Annotated in this window: 25 protein-coding genes and 1 pseudogene; 22 read left to right on the top strand and 4 right to left on the bottom strand. The window is 61.4% G+C overall.

The annotated features are described in order from the left end of the window. Positions 1–5: 5 nt before the first annotated feature. Positions 6–407: a type II toxin-antitoxin system HigA family antitoxin gene (locus tag FFH90_RS03215; protein ID WP_018928582.1), complete on the bottom strand. Its 402-nt coding sequence runs from the start codon at positions 405–407 to the stop codon at positions 6–8. Next, on the bottom strand, positions 404–700 hold the full coding sequence (locus FFH90_RS03210; RefSeq protein WP_018928583.1) for a type II toxin-antitoxin system HigB family toxin: 297 nt from the start codon (positions 698–700) through the stop codon (positions 404–406). The genes FFH90_RS03215 and FFH90_RS03210 overlap by 4 nt, the downstream gene beginning before the upstream one ends. A gap of 195 nt (positions 701–895) precedes the next feature. Between FFH90_RS03210 and trxC the strand changes: the two genes are divergently transcribed. Beyond that, on the top strand, positions 896–1,330 hold the full coding sequence (gene trxC, locus FFH90_RS03205) for a thioredoxin TrxC (RefSeq protein WP_018928584.1): 435 nt from the start codon (positions 896–898) through the stop codon (positions 1,328–1,330). A 7-nt stretch (positions 1,331–1,337) separates the two neighbouring features. Here trxC and FFH90_RS03200 read toward each other — a convergent pair whose 3' ends face one another. Beyond that, a complete protein-coding gene (locus FFH90_RS03200) occupies positions 1,338–2,108 on the bottom strand; it encodes a ParA family protein (protein ID WP_018928585.1) in 771 nt (256 codons plus the stop codon). A gap of 356 nt (positions 2,109–2,464) precedes the next feature. Between FFH90_RS03200 and FFH90_RS03195 the strand changes: the two genes are divergently transcribed. The 21 genes and pseudogenes from FFH90_RS03195 to FFH90_RS29910 form a co-directional block, all read left to right on the top strand. Continuing rightward, on the top strand, positions 2,465–3,190 hold the full coding sequence (locus FFH90_RS03195) for a beta-ketoacyl synthase chain length factor (protein WP_064615949.1): 726 nt from the start codon (positions 2,465–2,467) through the stop codon (positions 3,188–3,190). After that, positions 3,166–3,978: a 1-acyl-sn-glycerol-3-phosphate acyltransferase gene (locus FFH90_RS03190; protein ID WP_018928587.1), complete on the top strand. Its 813-nt coding sequence runs from the start codon at positions 3,166–3,168 to the stop codon at positions 3,976–3,978. The genes FFH90_RS03195 and FFH90_RS03190 overlap by 25 nt, the downstream gene beginning before the upstream one ends. Beyond that, positions 3,956–4,231, top strand: coding sequence for a phosphopantetheine-binding protein (locus tag FFH90_RS03185; protein ID WP_018928588.1), 276 nt, complete (start codon positions 3,956–3,958; stop codon positions 4,229–4,231). The genes FFH90_RS03190 and FFH90_RS03185 overlap by 23 nt, the downstream gene beginning before the upstream one ends. Before the next feature lie 9 nt (positions 4,232–4,240). Beyond that, positions 4,241–4,495, top strand: a complete 255-nt coding sequence (locus FFH90_RS03180; protein ID WP_111453912.1) for an acyl carrier protein — start codon at positions 4,241–4,243, stop codon at positions 4,493–4,495. Next, positions 4,492–5,037, top strand: a complete 546-nt coding sequence (locus FFH90_RS03175) for a membrane protein (RefSeq protein ID WP_018928589.1) — start codon at positions 4,492–4,494, stop codon at positions 5,035–5,037. Before FFH90_RS03180 ends, FFH90_RS03175 begins: the two co-directional genes overlap by 4 nt. Then, positions 5,034–6,716, top strand: coding sequence for an acyl-CoA synthetase family protein (locus tag FFH90_RS03170; protein WP_086944114.1), 1,683 nt, complete (start codon positions 5,034–5,036; stop codon positions 6,714–6,716). Before FFH90_RS03175 ends, FFH90_RS03170 begins: the two co-directional genes overlap by 4 nt. Continuing rightward, positions 6,709–7,443, top strand: a complete 735-nt coding sequence (locus FFH90_RS03165; RefSeq protein WP_018928591.1) for a glycosyltransferase family 2 protein — start codon at positions 6,709–6,711, stop codon at positions 7,441–7,443. Before FFH90_RS03170 ends, FFH90_RS03165 begins: the two co-directional genes overlap by 8 nt. Beyond that, positions 7,440–8,387: a glycosyl transferase gene (locus tag FFH90_RS03160; RefSeq protein ID WP_018928592.1), complete on the top strand. Its 948-nt coding sequence runs from the start codon at positions 7,440–7,442 to the stop codon at positions 8,385–8,387. Before FFH90_RS03165 ends, FFH90_RS03160 begins: the two co-directional genes overlap by 4 nt. After that, entirely contained in the window at positions 8,368–9,912 is a 1,545-nt protein-coding gene (hutH, locus tag FFH90_RS03155) for a histidine ammonia-lyase (protein ID WP_018928593.1), read from the top strand. The genes FFH90_RS03160 and hutH overlap by 20 nt, the downstream gene beginning before the upstream one ends. After that, on the top strand, positions 9,905–10,330 hold the full coding sequence (locus FFH90_RS03150; RefSeq protein ID WP_018928594.1) for a thioesterase family protein: 426 nt from the start codon (positions 9,905–9,907) through the stop codon (positions 10,328–10,330). Before hutH ends, FFH90_RS03150 begins: the two co-directional genes overlap by 8 nt. Before the next feature lie 146 nt (positions 10,331–10,476). Continuing rightward, on the top strand, positions 10,477–11,043 hold the full coding sequence (locus tag FFH90_RS03145; RefSeq protein ID WP_111453914.1) for an outer membrane lipoprotein carrier protein LolA: 567 nt from the start codon (positions 10,477–10,479) through the stop codon (positions 11,041–11,043). Further along, positions 11,027–13,366: an MMPL family transporter gene (locus FFH90_RS03140; RefSeq protein ID WP_018928596.1), complete on the top strand. Its 2,340-nt coding sequence runs from the start codon at positions 11,027–11,029 to the stop codon at positions 13,364–13,366. The genes FFH90_RS03145 and FFH90_RS03140 overlap by 17 nt, the downstream gene beginning before the upstream one ends. Beyond that, entirely contained in the window at positions 13,363–14,523 is a 1,161-nt protein-coding gene (locus FFH90_RS03135) for a sodium:proton antiporter (RefSeq protein WP_138866672.1), read from the top strand. The genes FFH90_RS03140 and FFH90_RS03135 overlap by 4 nt, the downstream gene beginning before the upstream one ends. Further along, positions 14,510–15,757 (top strand): NAD(P)/FAD-dependent oxidoreductase, encoded by a 1,248-nt coding sequence (locus FFH90_RS03130; protein ID WP_138866671.1) that lies wholly within the window; start codon positions 14,510–14,512, stop codon positions 15,755–15,757. Before FFH90_RS03135 ends, FFH90_RS03130 begins: the two co-directional genes overlap by 14 nt. Further along, positions 15,754–16,479, top strand: a complete 726-nt coding sequence (locus FFH90_RS03125) for a class I SAM-dependent methyltransferase (protein ID WP_138866670.1) — start codon at positions 15,754–15,756, stop codon at positions 16,477–16,479. The genes FFH90_RS03130 and FFH90_RS03125 overlap by 4 nt, the downstream gene beginning before the upstream one ends. Continuing rightward, positions 16,479–16,976, top strand: a complete 498-nt coding sequence (locus FFH90_RS03120) for a DUF3261 domain-containing protein (protein ID WP_018928600.1) — start codon at positions 16,479–16,481, stop codon at positions 16,974–16,976. Before FFH90_RS03125 ends, FFH90_RS03120 begins: the two co-directional genes overlap by 1 nt. Then, positions 16,973–18,169, top strand: a complete 1,197-nt coding sequence (locus FFH90_RS03115; RefSeq protein WP_064615935.1) for a beta-ketoacyl-[acyl-carrier-protein] synthase family protein — start codon at positions 16,973–16,975, stop codon at positions 18,167–18,169. The genes FFH90_RS03120 and FFH90_RS03115 overlap by 4 nt, the downstream gene beginning before the upstream one ends. After that, complete coding sequence (locus FFH90_RS03110) at positions 18,166–18,624, top strand: hotdog family protein (protein ID WP_018928602.1); 459 nt, start codon at positions 18,166–18,168, stop codon at positions 18,622–18,624. Before FFH90_RS03115 ends, FFH90_RS03110 begins: the two co-directional genes overlap by 4 nt. After that, a complete protein-coding gene (gene fabG, locus FFH90_RS03105) occupies positions 18,624–19,352 on the top strand; it encodes a 3-oxoacyl-ACP reductase FabG (protein ID WP_018928603.1) in 729 nt (242 codons plus the stop codon). The genes FFH90_RS03110 and fabG overlap by 1 nt, the downstream gene beginning before the upstream one ends. Continuing rightward, positions 19,352–20,578, top strand: coding sequence for a beta-ketoacyl-ACP synthase (locus tag FFH90_RS03100; RefSeq protein ID WP_018928604.1), 1,227 nt, complete (start codon positions 19,352–19,354; stop codon positions 20,576–20,578). The genes fabG and FFH90_RS03100 overlap by 1 nt, the downstream gene beginning before the upstream one ends. 15 nt (positions 20,579–20,593) lie before the next feature. Next, positions 20,594–20,761: pseudogene (locus FFH90_RS29910) on the top strand (excinuclease); the annotation flags it as partial. 41 nt (positions 20,762–20,802) lie between these two features. Here the strand turns inward: FFH90_RS29910 and FFH90_RS03095 are convergent. Next, on the bottom strand, positions 20,803–21,246 hold the full coding sequence (locus FFH90_RS03095) for a DUF2846 domain-containing protein (RefSeq protein WP_018928606.1): 444 nt from the start codon (positions 21,244–21,246) through the stop codon (positions 20,803–20,805). Positions 21,247–21,330: the final 84 nt, after the last annotated feature.

The raw sequence follows: 21,330 nt of genomic DNA, 5'->3' as shown, positions 1-21,330 counted from the left end.
GCTTGTCAGATAAAGGTCTCTACGGACACACCAAAGCGCTCGGCCAACCAGCGAACCTGCCGCAGGTTGAGCTGGCGCTTGCCGCTTAAGATCTCCGAGACTACCGATTGCGTGCCCACACCGGGCAGCTCGCTCTGGCTCAGGCCGTGTTCGCGCATCATATAGCCAAGAACCTCTGCACCAGAGGCTTCGCGCATGGGGTGATGGTTGCGATCCCACTCCGCAATCCAGTCACCGATGATGTCCACCAAGCTCATCAACGGATGCGACTCATCATCGCCGGTCATCTCAAGCAATTCATCGAGTGCCCGCGCCAACATGTCATAGTCGTCTTCGTTTTTCGGTTTTCGAAGCAATGGCGAGACGAACTCCCAATGCTCAGCAGCTTTTTTGATTAGAACACTCATACCCTTCCCTCCTTCCATTTACCGCGGTCATATTCGCTATGATCCAGCACATGCTTGATATAAAGCTTTTGAGACCGATACCTGACAAAAGCGATAAGCCGCAATTTGTTGCCACCGATGTCGAACACATGAAACTCGCCGACTTTGTCGGTTGCGGGAAAAATAGACTTCATCGCCGCGAAGTCTCCCGGGCTACTCCCTTTGGCGAGTCGATACCACTGCTCCAATGCATTGGCTGCCCGCGGCCACTTTTCCTTGGCCTCACGAATTGGTTTTTCAGTAAACACATGCATGCAACATCCTTATCGCATTCTGCTATGGGGAGTTAAACACAGATCAAAAATATCGCAAGTTGCGATAGCTCTCGGCAGACCAACGGTCTCGCTCAGTACGATTCAGCCTAGTTTCATCGCCAGACGCTGCACGATTGAAAATATGAGCAAACGTCTCCACATAGGAGTGATCGGCTTCTTAACAGGACCTCCTTCATGACCGACCCACTCCTCATCCCCTGCCCCCACTGCAACGGCCTGAACCGCATCCCTGCCGAACGCGTCAACGATCATCCAAAGTGCGGCCGCTGCAAGGCCGAGGTCCTGCTGAGCAAGCCGTTCGAACTGAAGCAAGGCGATTACGCCAGTCAGATCAAGGGTGACCTGCCGTTGCTGGTGGATGTGTGGGCTGATTGGTGCGGGCCGTGCAAATCGTTTGCGCCGGTGTTCGAGCAAGCGGCGGGGCAATTGGCGGGCAAGTGTCGGTTGGCCAAGCTGGACAGCGAGGCGAATCAACAGTTGTCGGCGCAGCTGGGGATTCGCTCGATCCCGAGCCTGATTCTGTTCAAGAACGGCCGGGAAGTGGCTCGCCAAAGCGGGGCCTTCCCGTTACCGCAGTTGATGAGCTGGTTGCACAGTCAGGGGATCTGATTGCCTTTCAGGCATTTTCCAGCAGGTTGTGCAGTTCGACGAATTGCTGGGTCAGCTTGTGCCGCGGGTCGAGGTGGATCAGCGGCGTGTTGGCCTGATGGGATTCGCGCATGCGCACCGAACTTGCCAGGTACACCGGCAGTACCGGCAGCCCTTCGGCGATCAGTTCGTCGAGAATTTGCTGCGGCAGACTGGCGCGAGCCTGGAACTGGTTGACGACAATGCCTTCGACTTCCAGCCCTTCATTGTGGTCGTCCTTCAACTCTTCGATTTCCGCCAACAGACCATACAACGCCTGGCGCGAGAAGCTGTCGCAGTCAAAGGGAATCAGCACGCGATCAGCGGCGATCAAGGCAGAGACGGCATAGAAATTCAGCGCTGGCGGGGTGTCGAGGTAGATCCGGTCGTAATCACCGTCCAGCTCCTCGAGCAATTTGCGCAGCTTGTTGATCTTGTGTTTGGCCTCAAGCTTGGGCTGCAAGTCTGCCAGCTCGGCGGTGGCAGTGATGACGTGAAGGTTGTCGAACGGAGTTTCGTAGATGTCGACCTGACCTTTCTTCGAGAACGGCCCGGAGGACAGGGTCTGCTTGAAGAAGTCGGCGATACCCATCGGGATATCCTCACCGGTGAGCCCCGTCAGGTATTGAGTGGAGTTGGCCTGGGCATCGAGATCCACCAATAACGTGCGATAGCCTTCGCTGGCGCTGACCGCCGCCAGATTGCAGGCAATGCTTGATTTGCCCACGCCACCTTTCTGATTGAACACCACGCGCCGCATGTCTAAACCTCCGTGTATCAAAGAATGACCGAGTGTAGTAGTCCACATCGCTGCTTAGCTACCTCGCCAGCATCTAGACTACACAGTCATAGGCAAATCTCTGGCCGGAACAGCTGCCAACTCGTCCATTGATAGCCGACAGTGCCGACAGACATGTCCGCCGCATTGTGGATAATGGCCAAACGACAGCTTTTCGCGAACCAGACGGTACATTTCGTTGCGCAAAATGTAACCAGCATTTGCTACACGCCCGCAGCACCGGGATAATGCGCGCCACTCGGCGTTAAGCGCCACGTCAGGTCAGCCGCGGTTCTTGCGACTCACCGCGTTAAAGGAAGCCCGCAGGGGCGGGATGAATGTCTGTGATCAACTTCAACATCGCCCAATGGCGCGCTTGGGCCCCTGGGCTTGAAAGCGTGGATGATTGGCAGGCCTGGAGCCGACAACCGGTCGTGCTCGAGCCCAGCGATGCCGCCCCGGATGTGTCGTTTCTGCCGGCCATGCAGCGTCGGCGACTCAGCCGTCTGGCGCGGATGGCGTTCAGTGTCGGCTGGCCCTTGGCCGAAGGTCATCCGGATTTACCGTTGGTCTTTATTTCTCGCCACGGCGAAACCCCGCGCACCTTCGAAATTCTCAGCGATCTGGCGACCGACCAACCGTTGTCGCCCACCCAGTTCAGCCTGTCGGTGCACAACGCGGTCATCGGCCTGTGGTCGATCATGCGTGGCGAAACCAGCGAAATGACCGCCCTCGCCGCCGCCGGCGATGGTCTTGAACACGGCATGCTAGAGGCCGCGGCGCTGCTTGAGGAAGGCGCGCCCGCGGTACTGCTGATCGTCACCGAAGAGCAACCTCCCGCCGCCTACTCGGCCTGGATAGATGATGTGCCTTTCCCTTATGCGGTCGGCCTGTTGATCACCCCCGGTAATCAGTGGCAACTGTCGCTGAACAGCGACCCGCACACGTTGTCCAAAGCCCGCTGGCCCCATGCTCTGAATCTGTTGCGTACGCTGCTCGGCCAGCAAACAACCTGCCAACATGCCTGGAAAAATCGTGTATGGACCTGGCAACGCAACCCGTAACCGATAAAAACCGCGACGCCTACTACTGGCGCCTGCTGGCCACCGCCGCAAGCTTTACCCTGTTCGGGTTGAGCAGCCTGTGCCTGCGACTGGTGGTGTTCCCGCTGTTGAACTGCCTGCCAGGAGACGCTCAGGTCCATCGTCAACGCGCGCGACATACGGTCAGCCGGTGTTTCTGGTTTTTCATTCGGTTCATGGCGCGCAGTGGCGTGCTGACCTATGACATTCAGGGGGCGGAAAAGCTCGGGCGCCCAGGCCAAATGATCGTCGCCAACCACCCCTCGCTGATCGATGTGGTGTTTTTGATCGGCCTGGTGCGCCACGCCAACTGCGTGGTCAAGAAAAGCCTCTGGGAAAACCCGTTCACTCGCGGTCCGCTACGCTGTACCGAATACATCAGCAACGATGGCAGCATGGACATGCTCGACGCCGCTGCCGACGCGCTGAAAAGCGGTCAGACCCTGATCATCTTTCCCGAGGGCACCCGGACCCGACCCGGCCAACCGCCGGCCTTTCATCGGGGGGGCGCGGCAATCGCGCTGCGCGGTGCGAGAATCCTCACCCCGGTGATTATCAAGGTCAACCCGACCACATTGACCAAGGCCGAACCCTGGTATCGGATCCCCAAACGCCGCGTGCACTTCAGTTTTCGCGTCGGGGCCGATATAGACCCACAGGCCTTCGCTACGCAAGGCCCTGCACCCCAGGCCTCGCGCAAGCTCAACGACTATTTGCACTCTTACTTTATCAAGGAGCTCGCCGAAGATGAGCGATCAGAACACCGTTAGCCTGATGCAGGAAATCAAAGAGCTGATCATCGAAGCCCTGGGCCTCGAAGACATCAGCGTCGACGACATCGGCGACAACCAGACGCTGTTCGGCGAAGGCCTGGGCCTGGACTCGGTAGACGCGCTGGAACTCGGCCTGGCGATCCAGAAAAAGTACGGCATCAAAATCGATGCCGACGCCAAGGACACCCGTAATCACTTCAGCAACGTGGCGAGCCTTGCGGCGTTCGTCACTGCAAAACAGGCAGCTTGAGACCGGACCATGCAAACTCGTGACGATATTTTCAACACCCTGCGCGATGCTCTGGTCGAACTCTTCGAGCTGGACCCCGAGCGCATCAACCTGGAATCCAACCTGTACCAGGATCTGGAAATCGACAGCATCGATGCGGTCGACCTGATCGATCACATCAAACGCCAGACCGGCAAGAAAATCGCCGCCGAAGAATTCAAATCGGTGCGTACCGTCAGCGACGTGGTCGAGGCGGTTTACCGTCTGGTTCAGCCCGCCGCATGAGCCGACTGATTGGCCTTGGCCTGCTGCTCGCAGGCCTGTTGTACCCCTTTGCGGTGTATTTCGGCATGGAGCATTTTGCCCCGTGGCAGTTCGGTCTGCTGCTGGGCAGCCTGTGGCTGGCGCGAGCGCTGACCGGCGAACGGCGCCCCGGCAGCCTGTGGATGTCCACGGTCGCCATCGCCTTCTGCCTGCTGCTGGCAGCGTTCGACAGCCCGGTGCTGCTGCGCTGGTACCCGGTGCTGATCAGCGCGTTCATGCTGGTGCTGTTCGGTCTTAGCCTGAAATACGGCCCGCCGATGGTCGAACGCCTGGCCCGCCTGCGAGAACCGGATTTACCGCCCAGGGCCATTCGCTACACCCGCCAGGTGACCATTGCCTGGAGCGTGTTTTTTCTCTGCAACGGTTTGTGCGCCGCCGCCCTGACCCTTTGGGCGCCGCTGAGCTGGTGGATGTTGTACACCGGCCTGATCTCCTATGGATTGATCGGCCTGATGTTTGCCATTGAATGGCTGATACGACAACGGGTACGAGGCCACCCATGAATTGGATAAAACTTGAGCAACTGCTGCTCAAGGCTCAGCCGGAGCGTGCCGTGACGGCCGAGCCGGCGTTGAATCACGCGCAATTGTGCGACCGGGCCCTGAGCCTGGCTGCCGGCCTGCAAGCCCAGGGTGTGCAGCGCATCGCCGTGCACCTTGAAGACGCCGCCGACCTGGCCATTGCCCTGCTCGGCGCCTGGCGTGCCGGGATCAGCGTACTGCTGCCCGCCGACCTGCAAGCGCAGACGCGCCAGCGCTGGTCGACCGAGGTCGATCTGTGGCTGACCGATCAGACCGACGATGCGCACCTGAGCGATTATCGGCATCCGCCGCTACCAGCCCACCCGCTGGACCTGGATCGTTGTCAGCTGAGCCTGTGCACCTCCGGCTCCAGTGGCGAACCCAAGCGCATCGACAAAACCCTGCGCCAACTGGCCAATGAAGTCGAAGCGCTGGAGCACTTGTGGGGCGCAGATCTGGGCGAAGCCTGCATCATCGGCAGCGTCGCCACCCAGCACATCTACGGCTTGCTGTTTCGGGTGCTGTGGCCGCTGTGCGCCGGGCGTTCGTTCGTGCGCAAGCAACTGGCTTTCCCGGAAGACTTGCAACGCGCCAGCCGCGAACACCCGGCCTTCGCCTGGGTCGCCAGCCCGGCATTGCTCAAGCGCATGGGCGACAACCTCGACTGGCCAGCGCTGAGCGCAGTGCGCCGAGTGTTCTCCTCCGGTGGCGCGTTACCCGCCGAAGCCTCGCAAAGCCTGTACGAACGCCTGCAACAATGGCCGACCGAGATCCTCGGCAGCTCGGAAACCGGCGGCATCGCCTGGCGTCAAGGCCAGGATCTCTGGCAGCCCTTCAACGGTGTGGAGCTGAGCCAGGACAGCGATGGCGCCCTGCTTATCGCATCGCCATACCTGCCGGCAGGTCATATCGAACACACCGCCGATGCCGCGCGCATCGCAGCCGACGGCCGTTTCGAGCTGTTGGGGCGGCTGGACCGGATCGTCAAACTGGAAGAAAAACGTATCTCGCTACCCATGCTCGAACACGCGCTGATGGCGCACGCCTGGGTCGCCGAAGCGCGCCTGGGAGTGGTTCAGGAAAACCGCGCCTCATTGGGGGCGTTGCTGGTGCTCAGCGAGCGAGGTATGCACGCGTTGCGCAATCAGGGACGACGCAGCCTCACGCAAGCGTTGCGTCAGCATCTGAGCCAGCACTGTGAAACGCTGGCCCTGCCACGACGCTGGCGCCTGTTGCGGCAGTTGCCGCTGAACGCGCAGGGCAAACTGCCCCAGGCTGAGGTTGAAGCCTTGCTGCTGGCGCCCCGCCCAAAGGCGCCGCAAGTGCTGGAGCAGGTCGAAGCCGATGGTGAGTGGAGCCTGCAACTGGCCGTCCCGCCGGACCTGGCGTATTTCAGCGGACACTTTCCCCGGGCCCCGGTATTGCCCGGCGTGGTGCAAGTGGAGTGGGCAATGAGCCTGGGCCAACAATTGATGGACCTGCCGGCAAAGTTCGCCGGCATGGAAGTGCTGAAATTCCAGCAACTGGTGCGCCCTGGCGATGAAATCCAGTTGCACCTGCGCTTCGATCCGGTGCGCGGCAAATTGTATTTCGCCTATCGCAACGAAACCGCCACCTGCTCCAGCGGGCGGATTTTGCTGGAGGCTGCCAGCGATGCATAACCCCTGCGCCATAATCCCGGTCTACAACCACGAAACCGCCATCACTGCCGTGGTCGATGCGCTGCTTGCCTGTGACCTGCCATGCATTCTGGTGGACGATGCCAGTAGCCCCGCCTGCGCCAAGGTACTCGACCAACTGGCGCAGCGCGACAGGGTTTATCTGATCCGGCTCACCATCAATCAGGGCAAGGGCGGCGCAGTGATGACCGGTCTGCGGGAGGCTTCGCGCCTGGGCTTCAGCCATGCCTTGCAGGTGGACGCCGACGGCCAGCACGACCTGCAAGACGTCAAAGTCTTCATCGAATACTCACGCAACCATCCCGAGGCGGTGATCTGTGGCTATCCGCAATACGACGCCAGCGTGCCGAAAGGTCGTTTGTACGCGCGCTACCTGACTCACGTCATGGTCTGGATCAACACCCTGTCGCTGCAGATTCGCGACTCGATGTGCGGCTTCCGTGTCTATCCATTACCGCCAACCCTGGCACTGATCGACTCGGCCAGGATCGGCAAGCGCATGGACTTCGACTCCGACATCCTGGTGCGCCTGGCCTGGCGCAATCTGCCGATGCAGTGGCTGAAAACCAGGGTCCATTACCCTCTGGATGGCGTTTCACATTTCCGTCTGTTCTACGACAACGTACTGATTACGAGCATGCACACCCGGCTGTTCTTCGGCATGTTGCTGCGAGCACCGGTGATCCTCTGGCGACGGTGGCGGGCATGAACGGCAACGCAGACAAACAGCACTGGGCCGACCGCCAGGAGCGTGGCAGTTTCTGGTTGATGAAGTTCACCGCATTCTGCGCAAAGGTCCTGGGCCGACGCCTGCTGAGCCCGCTGCTCTACGGCATCGTGCTGTACTTTTTCCTGTTCGGACGCAGCGCCCGCCAAAGCGCCTGGCAATACCAGCAGCGGCTCGCCGACTGGAGCGGGCGCAGCGAATTGCGTCCGACTCATTGGCGGGTGTTCGGCCAGTTCATGGCCTTCGCCGATTCCATGCTCGACAAACTCGACGTGTGGAACGGCAAGCTGAGCATCGAGCAGATCGAAATCATCGACCCGGCGCTGCTGCGCAATAAACTGCGCGGCACACGCGGGCAGATGCTGGTGGGCGCGCACCTGGGCAATCTCGAGGTTTGCCGGGCACTGGCCGAGATCGGCGAGAAAGTCACCATGAACGTGCTGGTGCACACCAAGCACGCCGAGCAGTTCAACCGCCTGCTGGGCGAAGCCGGGGCAACCAATCTGCGGCTGATCCAGGTCAGCGAGCTCGACCCGGTGATCATGTTGCAACTGCATGAGCGCCTGGAGCGCGGCGAGTGGCTGGCAATTGCCGGCGACCGCGTGCCGCTGCATGGCGGGCGCAGCGTGACGGTGGATTTTCTCGGTCACCAGGCAGCGTTCCCGCAAGGCCCGTGGCTGCTGGCCGGTTTGCTGAAATGCCCGGTCAATCTGCTGCTGTGCCTGAAGAAGCCCACGGGCGACTATCGACTGACCCTCGAACCGTTCACCGAGGCGGTGGTGTGGAAACGCAGCGAGCGCGAACAGGTCATTCATCAGTGGGCTTCGCGCTATGCCGAACGCCTGGGTCACTATTGCCTCGAAGCGCCCCAACAATGGTTCAACTTTTACCCTTTCTGGAAGACCGATGACGACGCCAACGCTTGAGCCGGTAACCTTCGGCGAACTCCCTTTGTGCATCGAAGACGTGCTGGCCCTGGCCAACCGTCAGGTGCCGACGCAGTTGCAGGGCAACCCCGAGTTTCGCCAGCGCATTGCCAAGGGTCCGCAGTTCCTTGACTCCCTGCTGGACAAGGAAGGCGTGATCTATGGCGTGACCACCGGTTATGGCGATTCCTGTGTGGTGGCGGTGCCGCTGCACCACGTCGAAGCCCTGCCTCGTCATCTGTACACATTCCACGGCTGCGGCCTGGGCAAACTGCTCGATGCCCAGGCCACCCGTGCGGTGCTGGCGGCACGTTTACAGTCGCTGTGCCAGGGCGTGTCCGGAGTACGCGTGGAGTTGCTGGAGCGCCTGCAAGCGTTCCTCGAACACGACATCCTGCCGCTGATTCCGGAAGAAGGTTCCGTGGGCGCCAGCGGTGATCTGACGCCGCTGTCCTACGTCGCCGCGACCTTGTCCGGCGAGCGCGAAGTGATGTTCCGCGGCGAACGCCGGCAAGCGGCTGATGTGCACAAGGAACTGGGTTGGCAACCGCTGGTATTGCGCCCCAAGGAAGCCCTGGCGCTGATGAACGGCACCGCCGTGATGACCGGCCTTGCGTGCCTGGCTTACGCCCGTGCCGATTACCTGCTGCAACTGGCCACACGCATCACCGCGCTGAACGTGGTCGCTTTGCAGGGCAACCCGGAGCACTTCGACGAGCGCCTGTTCGCCGCCAAACCCCATCCAGGGCAGATGCAAGTTGCCGCGTGGCTGCGCAAGGATCTGGCGATCGACGCGCCGACCGCGCCGCTGCATCGCCTGCAAGACCGTTACTCCCTGCGTTGCGCGCCACACGTGCTCGGTGTACTGGCCGACAGCCTGAACTGGCTGCGCTCGTTCATCGAGATCGAACTCAACAGCGCCAACGACAACCCGATCATCGACGCCGAAGCCGAACGCGTGCTGCACGGCGGGCACTTCTACGGCGGCCACATTGCGTTCGCCATGGACAGCCTGAAAAACCTGGTGGCCAACGTCGCCGACTTGCTCGACCGTCAACTCGCGCTGCTGGTGGACGAACGCTACAACCATGGCTTGCCGAGCAACCTGTCCGGCGCCACCGCCGACCGTGCGATGCTCAATCACGGCTTCAAGGCCGTGCAGATCGGCACCAGCGCCTGGACCGCCGAAGCCCTGAAAAACACCATGCCGGCCAGCGTCTTCTCGCGCTCCACCGAGTGCCACAACCAGGACAAAGTCAGCATGGGCACCATCGCTGCCCGCGACGCCATCCGCGTGCTGGAGCTGACCGAACAGGTTGCCGCCGCCACGCTGCTGGCCGCCAATCAAGGCGTGTGGCTGCGCGGCCAGGCTGAAGACGCGCGTCCACTGCCACCGGCCCTGGCCGCGATGCACGAGGAATTGGCCAAGGACTTCCCGCCGGTCATCGAAGACCGTGCCCTGGAAGGCGAATTGCGTCTGTGCCTGCAACGCATCGCCGAGCAACACTGGAGGCTGCATGCGTAGCAAGGGAGTGCTTCACACCGATACGGAAATCCTCGTCCCGTTCTTTGACGTCGACACCATGAACGTGGTCTGGCACGGCCATTACGTCAAATACCTGGAAGTCGCCCGCTGTGCGCTGCTGGACAGGATCGGCCACAACTACGACGCCATGGTTGCGTCGGGTTACGCCTGGCCTGTGATCGACTTGCAGTTGCGCTATGTGCGCGGCGCCGTGTTCGGCCAGAAGCTGAATGTGCGCGCCAGCCTGGTGGAATGGGAGAACCGACTGAAGATCAATTACCTGATCAGCGATCTCGCAACCGGCGAACGTCTGACCCGCGCTGTTTCAGTGCAGGTTGCCGTCGACATGAGCAGCCGCGAAATGCAGTTGGCTTCGCCCAAGGTGTTTACCGACGCGGTTGAAAGGGTGCTGCCATGAATTTGCGATTCCTTTGTAGCAGCTGGCGAAGCCTGCGTTCGACTGCGCAGCAGTCGCCACCGGATATGCCTGAACGACGGCTTCGCCGCCGGACGCAGCCTCGCAGGCTCGGCAGCTGCTACGGGATTGGTGTGAGCTTGATATTTATGCTGGGCTTTTCATCGTTGGCCCAGGCCTTCGATCTGCAGCAACTGAGCGATCAACTGGCCAAACCCGATGTGATCCACGGCAACTTCATCCAGGAAAAACACCTGCGCGCCCTGCCCCAGCCACTGACCAGCAAGGGCACCTTCGTTCTCGCGAAGAATCACGGCTTGCTCTGGCTGCTGAAAACGCCGCTGCAGCAGGACTACCGCATCAGCGACAAGGGCATTGCCCGGCGGGATGCCAGCGGCTGGCAAATGCTGCCGAGCAAGAGTGCCGGCGCCGAACAGAACCGTTTGTTCCTCGCCGTGCTGCAAGGCGACAGCAGTGGCCTGCAACGGGATTTCGAGCTGTCGCTGAGTGGTGATGCCCAGAACTGGAAACTGACCCTGACCCCGCGTTCGATGCTGCTCAAACAGGTGTTCAATCAGATCAACATTGACGGCGGCGAACTGGTACACAACATCGAGCTGCTCGAAACCCAGGGTGACCGAACCCTGTTGCGCATGCAGGACAGCACCAGCGCCCAACCTTTGAGCGATGCGGAGCAACATGACTTTGCCGAGTGAACGGATGCTGCCGCGGCTGTTCCTGGTCCTGCTGCTGGCGGTACTCGCACTCGCCGGTTGGCAGTGGCGCGACGGCACTCCGCTGTCGGCCAACCTGATGGAACTGGTGCCAGGCACCGCGCCGGACGCGCTGGAGCTGCGCGCCGAACAACGCATGCAAGAACCGTTGAACCGGGAAATGCTGGTACTGGTCGGCCATAAAGACCGTCAGCAAGCCATCGCCATGGCGCAAAAACTCGGTGAACAGTGGCAAGCCAGCGGCGTGTTCGAAAAGGTCCAGTGGAACCTGCAAGCCGACTTGCCAGCGCTGCGCACGCAATTGCTGCAAGGCCGACTGGCGATGCTGTCCGCGGCCGACCGTCAGCAACTCATCGAGCATCCCGACGCCTTTATCCAGCAACGGGTACAAGCCCTGTTCGACCCCTTCACCGGGTTCAGCCTGGTGCCGAGCCAGGATGACTGGCTCGGCCTGACCGGGCGCATCCAGAACAGCCAGCCACAGCGCGGTTCGGTGCAGTTGGACATCGGCAGCGGCGTGCTGGTCGCCGATGCCGACGGCAAGAGCTGGGTGATGCTGCGGGCGCGAACCGTCGGCAACGCATTCGACATGAACCTGCCGCTGCAAGTGGCTGACCTGCTCCAGCACAGTCGCGAAGAAGCCGCCCAGGCGGATGTGCAACTGCTCGCTGCCAGCGGCCTGCTGTATGCCGCCAGCGGTCAACGGCAAGCCGCGCGCGAGATCACCTGGGTCGGTGGCGGCGCCACGATGGGGATTTTGTTGCTGCTGTTGCTGGCCTTCCGGCGTTGGCGGGTGGTGCTGGCGTTCGTCCCGGTGCTGGTGGGCATGCTGTTCGGCGCGGTGGCCTGCGTGGCACTGTTCGGTCAGATGCATGTGATGACGCTGGTGCTGGGCTCAAGCCTGATCGGCGTGGCGGTGGATTACCCACTGCATTACCTGTCGAAAAGCTGGAGCCTGAAACCCTGGCACAGTTGGCCGGCGTTGCGCCTGACCCTGCCAGGGCTGACGCTGAGCCTGATCACCAGTTGCATCGGCTACCTGGCCCTGGCCTGGACGCCGTTCCCGGCCCTGACCCAGATTGCCGTGTTCTCCGCCGCTGGCCTGCTCGGCGCTTATCTGTCAGCGGTGTGCCTGCTGCCGGCGCTGCTCAAGGGCGCGCAACTGCGTCCGGCGCAATGGCCGATGCGCATTGCCGAGTCTTTGCTGGCGCTGCGCGAGTCGCTGCTCAAATACGTACGCACGCCGGTGTTGCTGGCGCTATTGATCGCGTTCTGTGTTGGCGGTCTGTTGCAGTTGCAAACAAAAAACGACATTCGCCAATGGGTCGGCGCACCGCAGCAACTGACGGACGAAGCCCAGACCATTGCGCGCATCACCGGCTATCAACCCACCAGCCAGTTTTTCCTGGTGCGCGCGGCCAATCAGCAGGAGTTGCTCGAACGCCAGACGGCACTGAGCGAGCGCCTGGATCAGTTGGTCAACCTGGAAAAACTCCAGGGCTACCTGTCGCTCAACCAGTTGGTCAGCCCGCCGAGCGAACAGCGCAAAGTGCGTGATGCTCTGGGCAAGCTGCCGCAGTTCTGGCAACCGTTGCTCGAGCTTGGCGTGCCTGCCGACGCGCTGCAAGCCGAGTTGGTGAAGCTACAGGCGCTGCCCACCGAAGATATCGACGCGGCCCTGGCTGGCCCATTGGCCGAGCCCTACCGCACCCTGTGGCTGGGGCCGACCGATAACGGCGTGGCCGCGATGGTCAGCCTGCAAGGTTTGAACAATCCGGCGTTGTTGCGGGTCCAGGCGCTGGACTTGCCGGGTGTGCAACTGGTCGACCGCCTCGGCGACCTGAACAAGGTATTTGCCGCAACTCAAATCAGCGCCGCTGAATTGAAACTCGCCTCCTGCGTGTTGATCGTGCTGGTGCTGATTCTGCCATTCGGTCTCGGTGGCGCACTGCGAATTGTCTCCCTGCCACTACTGGCGGCCCTGTGCAGCCTGGCAAGCCTCGGCTGGCTCGGGCAGCCGCTGACGCTGTTCAGCCTGTTCGGCCTGCTGCTGGTGACAGCCATCAGCGTCGACTACGCGATCCTCATGCGCGAACAGATCGGCGGCGCCGCCGCGAGCCTGTTGGGCACCATGCTGGCAGCCGCAACCACATGGCTATCGTTTGGCCTGCTGGCGGTGTCCAGCACACCGGCGGTGAGCAACTTCGGCCTGTCGGTGAGCCTCGGCCTGGCGTACAGCTTCATCCTGGCGCCGTGGGCCGGACGCCAAGTCCACACCGCCCCGGTTGCGGAGCCAGCAGCATGATGGTCGCGGCGTTCTGGGTCATGGCCCTGGTGTTGTTCGCCATGGCCACCCACGTCGGTCGACGTTTCGGTCTGATTCCGATCGTCAGCCAGTTGTTGCTGGCAACCTTCGGCCTGCCGCTGCTGATGTATTTCTGGATCGAACCAGGCTGGCATCTCAGCGGTGCCGACCTGATCTCGCCGGGTTGGCTGAAGAACCTCTACAGCCTGAGCTTTGCCTTGCTGCTGGGGCACATCCTCAGCGACGTGATCGACCTGCGACTGGATCGCCAGAGCCTGAAAATCGCCCTGCCGAGTTTCTGCATTCCCTTTGCCTGCGGGCTGGCGACAGCGGTCTGGTTACTGCCGCCACAGCCGTGGATCAGCTCGCTGGCGGTCGGTCTGTTGTTCGCCATCACCGCGATTCCGGTGTTGTACCTGTACCTGCGACACATCAACTACCCGCGCGCCGCCACCCGACGCCTGGTGCAGACCGCGATCCTGATCGACCTGACTTGCTGGACCCTGTTCGCGTTCGCCCAAGGCAGCCTGCACCTGAGCAGCCTCTTGCTGCCGCTGGCAGGCGCCTGTCTGCCGTTATTGCTGCGACTGCTCGGGTTGCGCCAACCGTTGCTGCACAGCGGCTGCTTCTTCGCGCTGCTGGTGGTCGCCGAGCACTTCAAGCTCAATGCGCTGATTTTCGGCATCGGTTACCTGCTGTGCATGGCCGCGCTCAAGGTGTCGCTGGTACTGCCATTGCCAACGGCGTGGATGAGTCGTTTGCAGACCTGGATCGCCATCCCGTTGATCCTCACGTTCGGCATCGTGCAGATCAACGTACACAGCGCCCTCGACAGTCTCGGTGGGGTGCAACTGGCCGCGCTCCTGTTGTTGCCGATCGCCAGCAAATTGTTGGGCAACTGGCTGGGCCTCGGCTGGGCCGGCGTCTCGTTTGAAGGTGCCAGCCGCTGGCGGGAAAGCCTTTTACTGAATATCCGCGGCTTGAGCGAGATCGTCTTTCTCAACCTGCTGCTGCAACAACAACTCATCAGCCCCGAGCTGTATTTCGCGCTGATGTTGATGGGCCTGGTCGCAACCCTGCTGCCGGCACTCGCCGGCATGCACCGAATCCCTTTGAACATCGCCGCCCCGGCAAGGAGCACCCGTGCCAACAGTTGAAATGGAACGTCGTCAGGTGGTGGTGATCGGTGCCGGCCCCTCGGGCGCCATCGCCGCCGCGCTGCTCAAGCGCAAAGGCCATGATGTGCTGATGATCGAACGCCAGCATTTCCCGCGGTTTTCCATCGGTGAAAGCCTGCTATCCCACTGCCTGGATTTCGTCGAAGAAGCCGGCATGCTCGACGCGGTCAATGCGGCCGGTTTCCAATTGAAGAACGGTGCGGCATTCGCCTGGGGCGATCAGTACAGCACCTTCGATTTCGGTGAGACGTTCAGCAACGGCAAGCCGACGACCTTCCAGGTCCAGCGCGCCGACTTTGACAAACTGCTGGCCGATCAGGCTGAACTGCAGGGAGTCGACGTCCGTTACGGCGAAGCCATCGTCAGCGTTGATTTCAGCTTGGCGAAACCGCAGCTCGATGTGCTTCGCGAAGATGGCAGCCAATACCGCGTCGAGGCCGATTTCGTGCTCGATGCCAGCGGCTACGGTCGCGTACTGCCACGCTTGCTGGACCTTGAGGCACCGTCGAACTTTCCGGTGCGCCAAGCCGTGTTCACCCACGTCGAAGACTGTATCGACAGCCCGGCTTTCGAACGGGAAAAAATCCTCATTACCACCCATCCGACCCAGCGCGACATCTGGTTCTGGACCATCCCGTTCAGCAACGGTCGCTGCTCGGTGGGCGTCGTGGCAGCCGCCGAACACTTCGCAGGCCGCACCGAGAACCTGGACGACTGCCTGCGCGGCTTCATCGCCGAAACGCCAAGCCTGGCAGGGGTGCTGAACAACTCCGTATGGGATACCCCTGCGCGGACCATCGGCGGCTACTCGGCCAACGTCAAAACCCTGCATGGCCCTGGCTTCGCCTTGTTGGGCAATGCCGCGGAATTTCTTGACCCGGTGTTCTCCTCCGGCGTGACCATCGCCATGCGTTCGGCGAGCATGGCCGCCGGGGTGTTGCACCGCCAACTGCAAGGTGAAAGCGTCGACTGGCAGACCGAATTCGCCGAACCGCTCAAGCGCGGCGTCGATACCTTCCGTTGCTACGTCGAGGGCTGGTACGCAGGGACTTTTCAGGATGTGATTTTCTATCAGGGCGGTACAGAGGATATTCGCCGCATGATCAGCTCGATCCTCGCGGGTTACGCCTGGGATGAACGCAACCCGTTCGTCAGCGAAGCCAAACGTCGACTGCGGATGATCTCAGACCTGTGCGCCAGGGAAGAGACATGAGTTATTTGAGCGACAACTACGTCGAAGAAACCCGTTTCGGCTTCTGGTTCCTGCGCAGCCACACCTGGCAGCACCACGTATTGCGAGTGGCGATCAATGACTTGCGCAGCCTGTTCAGCGAGCCATTGCCCAACAAACCGGTCTTGCTGGACGCCGGGTGCGGCCAGGGCAAATCGTTCCAGTACCTGCGCCAGACCTTCGCGCCCAAGCATCTGATCGGACTGGATGCCGACCCTCACAGCCTGAACCTGAGCGGCGAAGAAGCGGCCCGCCAGGGCATGGAGGTAGAGCTGATCGGCAGTGACTGCGCGAGCATTAAAGTGCCGGACGCCAGTGTCGATCTGCTGTTCTGCCACCAGACCTTCCATCATCTTGTCGAGCAGGATCAGGCCCTGGCCGAGTTCTATCGGGTGCTCAAGCCGGGCGGTTATCTGCTGTTCGCCGAGTCCACCGAGGCTTACATTGATACGTGGGTGATTCGCTGGTTGTTCCGCCACCCGATGCACGTGCAAAAGAGCGCCGCCGGCTACCTGGAGATGATTCGTCGGCAGGGTTTTGAATTCGGCCCGAAAAACGTGTCTTACCCTTACTTGTGGTGGAGTCGCGCCAAGGATTTCGGCCTGCTCGAACGCTTCGGCTTGCGCCAGCCAAAACCCTTTGGCCAACGGGAAGAAACCCTGGTCAATGTGGTCGCGCGCAAGCCCCTTGAAGAGAGTGTCTGATGATCCGTTTCCTGCTTCTGGGTTGTGTCCTGCTACTGAGCGCCTGTGCCAGTCAGACGCCGCTGCCCGAGCGAACCCCGAACCTGGCGTTGCCACTGCAACTGCATATCGAACGGCAGATGGCCGAGCAGCGTCAGGACTGGCTCCTGGTGATCCAGCGTGAAGGCCCGGGCATTCGCTGGTCGATGATGGACCCGTTGGGGATTCCCGTGGCACGACAGAAACTGATCGATGGCCAATGGCAAGCCGACGGTCTGCTACCACCCAATCCGGAAGCCCGGGAGCTGTTCGCCGCCCTGTTGTTTGCATTGACTCCCGAAGGCGAGTTGCACGGCAACTATCCCGCTGCCCGGCAGCATGACGGGCAACGATCATTGTCAGCGCGCTGGAACATCCGCTATTCACAACCAAGTCTTTCGCAACCACCGAGCTTTGAATTGAACGTATCCCAAGGCCCGCACTATCGCGTCACCCCGTTAGGCGAAAACACGCCATGACCGCTTACCTGAATGCCCTCGGGGTAATCTGCGCCCTCGGCCGCGACAAGCAGGAAGTCGCCCGCAACCTGTTTGCCGGCGATTGCTCGGGCATACGCAACGAGGCCGGCTGGGTCGCGGAGCGCTCGTTGCCAGTGGCGGCGGTGCGTGGTGAGCTGGCACCGATTCCGGCTGAGCTGGCTCATCAAAGCAGTCGCAACAATCAATTGCTGCTGGAGGCCGCGCTGCAAATTCGCCAAGACATCGAGCAGGCGATCCAGACCTACGGCCGCGACCGTATCGGCGTCATTCTGGGCACCAGCACCTCAGGCATCGACGAAGCCAGCCGCGGCCTGGCCCATTACATCCGCGAACATCACTTCCCGGCCGATTATGACTATCAGCAGCAAGAGCTCGGCGCTCCGGCGACGTTTCTCGCCGACTGGCTGCAATTGAGCGGCCCGGCCTATGTGATCTCCACCGCCTGCACCTCCAGCGCCCGCGCGCTGATGAGTGCCCAGCGGCTGCTCGACCTGGGCATGTGCGATGCCGTGTTGTGCGGTGGTGTCGACAGCTTGTGCAAGCTGACCCTCAACGGTTTCTCTGCCCTGGAAGCGGTGTCCGAGCAACGCTGCAACCCGTTTTCGGCGAACCGCAACGGCATCAATATCGGCGAAGCCGCGGTGCTGTTCCTGATGAGCAAAACCGCCGGCAGCAGCCAACCGATTGCTTTGCTCGGCAGTGGCGCCAGCTCCGATGCACACCATATTTCCGCGCCGGAACCCACCGGCCGTGGCGCCCGGCAAGCCATGCACAAAGCCTTGAGCCGCGCAGGCCTGCAACCCCAACAGATCAGCTATCTGAACCTGCACGGCACCGCCACCCAACACAATGACGCCATGGAAAGCCTGGCTGTGACGGCGCTGTTTCCACAAGGCGTGCCTTGCTCATCGACCAAACCGATGACCGGCCATACCCTCGGCGCCGCTGGTGCCCTGGAAGCGGCGTTCTGCTGGTTGAGCCTGAGCGCGGATAACCACGAGCATGCCCTGCCGCCCCATGTCTGGGACGGGCAGCCCGACCCCGAGTTGCCGGCGTTGCATTGGGTGACCCCGACCGACCACCTGACGTCCATTGCACCCCGCTACCTGATGAGTAATTCCTTTGCCTTTGGTGGCAATAACGTCAGCCTGATTATCGGAGACGCCTCATGATTACCTGGCCGCTCGCCGAATTGCTGCCCCATGCCGGCGACATGATCCTCATCGATCAGATCCTGTCGTTCGACGACGAGCAGATCTATACCCGACTCACCGTCAAACCCGGCGGCCTGTTCAATCGCCCCGACGGCAGTCTGCCGGCCTGGGTCGGCATCGAGCTGATGGCCCAGAGCGTCGCCGCTTATGCCGGTTGCCATGCGCGCCAGAAAGGCAATGCGGTGGAACTGGGCTTCCTGCTCGGCAGCCGCAAATTCGAATGCAACGTGGAACACTTCCCCGCCGGCACCGAGCTGACTATCCACGGGATACGCTCGCTGGAAGACGATAACGGCATGGGCGTATTCGAATGCCACATCACCGCCCCCGGCATCCACGCGACCGCTCGGTTGAACGTGTTCCGCCCGCCTCAAGCCGCTCAATATCTGCATGAATCCCAAGGAGTCGAGTGATGACTGAATCCGTACTGGTCACCGGCTCCAGCCGTGGTATTGGCCGCGCCATCGCATTGCGTCTGGCCCGAGCGGGGCATGACATCGTGCTGCACTGCCGCAGCGGCTTGGCGGACGCCGAAGCCGTCAAAGCCGAAGTGGAAACCTTGGGCCGCAACGCGCGCATCCTGCAATTCGACGTCAGCAACCGCGCCAGCTGCAAAGCGATCCTTGAAGCCGATGTCGAAGCCCATGGCGCCTATTACGGCGTGGTGCTCAACGCTGGCCTGACCCGCGACGGTGCTTTTCCGGCCCTGAGCGAGGAGGATTGGGATGTGGTGATGCGCACCAACCTCGACGGTTTCTACAACGTGCTGCACCCGGTGATGATGCCGATGATCCGTCGTCGCGCCGCCGGACGGATTGTCTGCATTACTTCGGTGTCCGGGCTGATCGGCAATCGCGGGCAGGTCAATTACAGCGCCTCCAAGGCCGGTCTGATCGGCGCGGCCAAGGCATTGGCGATTGAGCTGGGCAAGCGCAAAATCACGGTTAACTGTGTCGCACCCGGCCTGATCGACACGGCGATGCTCGATGAAAACGTGCCGGTGGAAGAACTGATGAAAATGATCCCCGCACAACGCATGGGCACCCCGGAAGAGGTGGCCAGCGCAGTGAATTTCCTGATGTCGGCGGAAGCTTCGTACATCACCCGGCAGGTTCTGGCCGTCAACGGAGGCCTGTGCTGATGAAGCGCGTCGTCGTCACCGGCATGGCCGGCATCACCTCACTGGGCAGCGACTGGGACACCATCGCCGCCAACTTCGCCGCCAACCGCAGCGGCATTCGTCGCATGCACGAGTGGGATCGCTTTACCGAACTCAATACCCGCCTGGCCGGGCCGATAGACGACTTCGAGGTGCCCGGCCACTGGACGCGCAAGCAACTGCGCAGCATGGGCCGGGTATCGCGGCTAGCGGTCGGCGCTGCAGAACAGGCCCTGGCGGACGCCGGGCTGTTGGGTGATGAGTCGATCAAGGACGGGCGCATGGGCGTGTCCTGCGGCTCGTCCACCGGCAGCACCGACGAGATCAAGGCGTTCGGCAAAATGTTGCTCAATTCGGTGGCCGAAGGCCTGAACGCCAACTCCTACGTGCGGATGATGCCGCACACCACGGCAGCGAATATCAGCATCTTCTTCGGCCTCACCGGCCGACTGATCCCGACCTCCAGTGCCTGCACCAGCGGTAGCCAGGGCATCGGTTACGCCTACGAGTCGATCAAGTTCGGCCGCCTGCCGCTGATGCTCGCCGGCGGCGCCGAAGAGCTGTGCCCGACCGAGGCCATGGTGTTCGATGCGCTCTACGCCACCAGCCTGAAAAACGATGCCCCGCAAACCAGCCCGCGCCCTTACGACAGCGGCCGCGATGGCCTGGTCATCGGTGAGGGCGGCGGCATGCTGGTACTCGAAGAGCTCGAACACGCCCTGGCGCGTGGCGCCCGCATCCACGCCGAGATCGTCGGTTTCGGCAGCAACGCCGATGGCCAGCATGCCACCCGCCCCGAGCTGATCACCATGCGCCGGGCCATGGAGCTGGCTTTGGAAGACGCCGGGCTCGACCCAAGCGCCATCGGCTATGTAAATGGTCACGGCACAGCGACAGAACAGGGTGATATTGCCGAAACACTGGCGACCAACAGTTTGTTCGGCGAACACATGCCGATCAGCTCGCAGAAGAGCTTCCTCGGCCACACCCTGGGAGCCTGCGGCGCGCTGGAGTCCTGGTTCAGCATCGAAATGATGAACCGCGACCTGTACGTGCACACCTTCAACCTCGACGAGGTCGATCCACAGTGCGGCAAGCTCGATTACCTGCGCGGTGAATTCCGGCAGATGAGCAACCAGTACGTGATGAACAACAACTTCGCTTTTGGTGGGGTCAACACCTCGTTGATCTTCCGCCGCTGGTCGTAAACGAAATATCAGGGTCAAGGAGACCAGCATGCCGGCGCCAACGCCGTGACCAACCTCGTCAGCTTCTACAAGAGCAATGAGCGCAAGGATGCCAAGACCTATGAGTGCCACGCTGGGGCGATCATGGCCGGGGTTGCGTTGAAGGGGGATTTGGCGAAGCTTCAGCAACAACACTTGTGGTGAGGGGCTTGCCCCCACGCTCAGCGCAGGGGCCGCCCAGACACTTACTGCGCTTGAATCAACTTGCTTTCAGCGACACCAGCACGGCCTGTCTTGTCGTCGACGACTTGCAGGTTGTTACGCGCCTTGATGAAACCCACTTTCACTTCCTGCCAGACAAAGTAGTTTTTGCCCGCTTCTGCGGTGAGTTTCAGTTCCGAGTCGTTTTCCGCCGAAGACACCAGCGTCTGCTGGCCAGCCGGGACGGCCAACATCAGATAGGACTTGGCGACTGTCTGCCCTACAGGCTTGCCATTGAGGGTCACTGGCATTTTCACCCCGGCGCCCATGCTCTCGTTGCGATAAACGTAGATATTGGCTTTGTCGGGGCTCACTTGGAAAGTCTTCGCTTGAGCGTCCTGGGTCTCATCGGCCATTTTTACCGAAGCACAACCACCGGTCAGAGCAAACAATGCCAGCAATGCGGTGAACGTTAACTGCTTGAACATCCTGTATCTCCCTAGTTTGTGATGAGTCCAATGACGGTATCGGCCGATACGTTAAAAGACCTAGGGCTGCACCCAATAAAAACC

It is taken from the genome of Pseudomonas sp. ATCC 43928 (genome assembly GCF_005938665.2).
Lineage (GTDB): Bacteria > Pseudomonadota > Gammaproteobacteria > Pseudomonadales > Pseudomonadaceae > Aquipseudomonas.
This window is presented reverse-complemented; position numbering and strand designations above follow the sequence as displayed.